Origin of the sequence: Candidatus Electronema sp. TJ (assembly GCF_048287355.1) — a bacterium.
Taxonomy (GTDB): domain Bacteria; phylum Desulfobacterota; class Desulfobulbia; order Desulfobulbales; family Desulfobulbaceae; genus Electronema.
Genome location: NZ_JBLWEP010000185.1, coordinates 1 through 3,051 on the forward strand (window position 1 = coordinate 1; position 3,051 = coordinate 3,051).

The following is a 3,051-nucleotide window of genomic DNA, read 5'->3' on the forward strand; positions in this document are numbered from 1 at the left end:
CAAATGCTCTGTTCAGACGTTTAAAAGCTGCATTCAAACATCTGCATGGAGCTTTGCAACGTATAAAAGCTGCGTTCCTATGTTTAAAAGCAGCATTCAGATGTCTGAAAGCTGCTTTTGCATGTCCAAACGGAGCTTTTAGACGTGTGAATGCAGCTTTTGCACGTTTGAAAGCAGCATCGCAACGTCTAAAAACAGCATCCGAACGTCCGCAAGCTCCTCTGCAACGTGGAAAACCACGTTCATCACGAAGGAAAGCTCGTGGCCTTCAAACGAAAAGGCTCGCAGATCGTTGCTGATGCCCAGCAGCAGGCCGCCAATCTCAAAGCGATTGATCAGAATCTGGATTTGGACAACAGCCTCGCCCAAGCCGACTGTCCCGCCAAGATTGCCAAGGCAGACGGCTTGGGCAGCAACTTCAAGGCGGCTGCAAGGGAGCTGCGTTTTCTGTCCTCGCGGATGCTGGCCGCAGTCGGCGTGAAGCGCGGCAAGGACAGCAGCGAAGACGAGATGGCGGGCGGCGGCCGCAGCGGTGAGATTGTCCGTTTCAAGAAGAAGACGAAGCCTGCGGCAGAGACGGAGCACATTTTCCTTGCCGCATTGCAACAGGATGTTCTTGCTGTCCGTTTCAGTTTGTGGTAATAAAAGCAGTTTCCAAGCAACATGCAGCCGCTGCACGACGGGCGGCTGCCCCTATCACGCACACTCCGGCATCGTCCTTTGGTGTTCCCTGAGCGGAATCGGACTTGGAGTGGAGGAACAACCATAAAGCAGGAAAGGAGCAATAATGGCAGTGACAGTCACCATGCGGCAGATGCTTGAGGCCGGTCTGCATTTCGGACATCAGACCCGGCGCTGGAACCCGAAGATGAAACCGTTCATCTATGGCCCGCGCAACGGCATCTACATCATCAACCTTGATGCGACCATGCGGATGTTCCGCAAGGCCTGCGCCTATCTGACCGATGTCGCGGCCAACGGCGGCAGCATTCTCTTTGTCGGCACCAAGCGTCAGTCGCAGGCGGTGATCAAGGAAGAGGCCCAGCGCTGCGGCATGTACTATGTCAATCACCGCTGGCTCGGCGGCATGATGACCAACTTCCAGACCATCAAAAATTCGGTCGACCGGCTGAAGAAGATCGAGGCCATGCAGAAGGACGGCAGCATCAACCGCTTCCCCAAGCATGAAGTCCTGCTGATGGAGAAGGAGCGGATCAAGCTGGAGCGCAACGTCGGCGGCATCAAAGACATGCGCAAGCTGCCGGACGTGCTCTTCATCATCGATCCCCGCAAGGAGGAGATCGCAGTCGACGAGGCGCGGAAGCTGGGCATCCCTGTGGTCGCTCTGACCGACACCAACTGCAACCCGGACGGCGTTGACTACCTGATTCCTGGCAACGACGACGCGATCCGCGCCGTGCGCCTGATCGCCGGACAGGCTGCGGATGCCATTCTCGAGGGCAGAGGCATTTCTGGCGAGGCAGTTTCGGGCAATATTGACGAGCTGGAAGCGGCCATGACCGCCACCGCCTTCGCCGAGCCTGCTGTCTGACGCAGCGCAGAGGGGCGGCTTTTGCAGCCGCCCTTTTCATCCAACGATTGAGCCGGGCACGCTGTCCCGGATGATTTTTTTAAGGAGACAAGAATGGAAATAACCAGCCAAATGGTCAAAGAGCTGCGCGAGAAGACCAACGCGGGCATGATGGACTGCAAAAAGGCTCTGGCCGAGACCAAGGGCGACATGGAGAAAGCGGTTGACTTTCTCCGCCAGAAGGGCTTGGCTGTAGCCGCGAAACGTTCAGGCCGCGCCACCTCTGAAGGCGTGATCGAGTGCTACATCCACGGAGTCGGCAAGCTGGGCGTGCTGGTCGAAGTCGGCTGCGAGACGGATTTTGTCGCCAAGACCGATCAGTTCAAAGCCTTTGCCAAAGACGTGGCCATGCACATCGCCGCCGCCAATCCGGTGGCCATCCGCCGCGAGGACATGCCGCAGGAGATGATCGCCCGCGAGCGCGACGTGTACATCAGCCAGATCAAAGAGGAAGAGGCCAAGACCGGCAAATCCAAGCCGGAGAACATCGTCGCCAAGATCGTTGACGGCAAGATCGATAAGTTTGTGGCCGAAAACTGCCTGCTGGAGCAGAAGTTCGTCAAGAATCCTGATGTCGCGATTCAAGACCTGCTCAACGAGCTGGTCGCCAAGATGGGCGAGAATATCACCGTGAAACGCTTCGCCCGCTATCAGCTCGGCGCGTGAGAAAACCAAGTCCCCGGCCAGCGGCAGCCGGGGCAAGACGCGCTGCGGCCCGCGCCCTTTCCTCTTCCCACATCTGACGGAGATTCCAAGACCATGAAGTGCAAGCGCATCCTTCTCAAGATCAGCGGCGAGGCCCTGATGGGCGACGGAGCCTACGGCATCAGCCCGGCCATGATTCAGTTTGTTGCGCAGGAAATCAAGACGGTGCATCAGCAGGGCGTGCAGCTGGGCTTGGTCATCGGCGCGGGCAACATCTTCCGGGGCGTGGCCGGGGCCGCAGGCGGCATGAACCGCGCTGTCGCCGACAACATGGGAATGCTGGCCACGGTGCTCAACGCCTTGGCCATGCAGGACGGGCTGGAGCGGATCGGCGTGCCCTGCCGAGTGCTGTCGGCCATTGCCATGCAAAATGTCTGCGAGCCGTACACTCGCGCCGGTGCTTTGGCGCATTTGGAGCAGGGCAGGGCGGTGATCTTCGCTGCCGGCACGGGCAATCCTTATTTCACCACCGACACCGGCGGCGTGCTGCGCGCTCTTGAAATCGGCGCGGATGTGATGATGAAGGCCACGCGGGTGGACGGGGTGTATGACCGCGACCCGGAGAAGGACAAGAATGCTGTCCGCTTTGACCGCCTGACCTACACCAAGGTTTTGCAAGATCAGCTTCGCGTCATGGATGCGGCGGGCATTTCGCTGGCTCGTGACAACAATCTGCCGGTGCTGGTCTTTAATATGAAGAAGGAAGGCAACATCGCCCGCGCTGCGGCAGGCGAGCAGGTGGGGACGTTGATTAC

Annotated in this window: 5 protein-coding genes; all 5 read left to right on the plus strand. The window is 58.6% G+C overall.

From position 1 onward, the window contains the following. On the plus strand, positions 1-299 hold a 299-nt coding region (locus tag ACNKID_RS10940; protein WP_417913465.1), incomplete at its 5' end, for a hypothetical protein. Further along, a complete protein-coding gene (locus tag ACNKID_RS10945; protein ID WP_417913466.1) occupies positions 262-642 on the plus strand; it encodes a hypothetical protein in 381 nt (126 codons plus the stop codon). The genes ACNKID_RS10940 and ACNKID_RS10945, both read left to right, overlap by 38 nt. Positions 643-787: 145 nt before the next feature. Continuing rightward, positions 788-1,552, plus strand: coding sequence for a 30S ribosomal protein S2 (gene rpsB / locus ACNKID_RS10950; protein WP_417913467.1), 765 nt, complete (start codon positions 788-790; stop codon positions 1,550-1,552). A gap of 93 nt (positions 1,553-1,645) precedes the next feature. Further along, the gene (gene tsf / locus ACNKID_RS10955) at positions 1,646-2,257 is read left to right on the plus strand and encodes a translation elongation factor Ts (protein WP_417913468.1); all 612 of its coding nucleotides are present in this window, start codon (positions 1,646-1,648) and stop codon (positions 2,255-2,257) included. 93 nt (positions 2,258-2,350) lie between these two features. Continuing rightward, a partial coding sequence (pyrH, locus tag ACNKID_RS10960) for a UMP kinase (protein WP_417913469.1) occupies positions 2,351-3,051 on the plus strand: 701 nt, incomplete at its 3' end.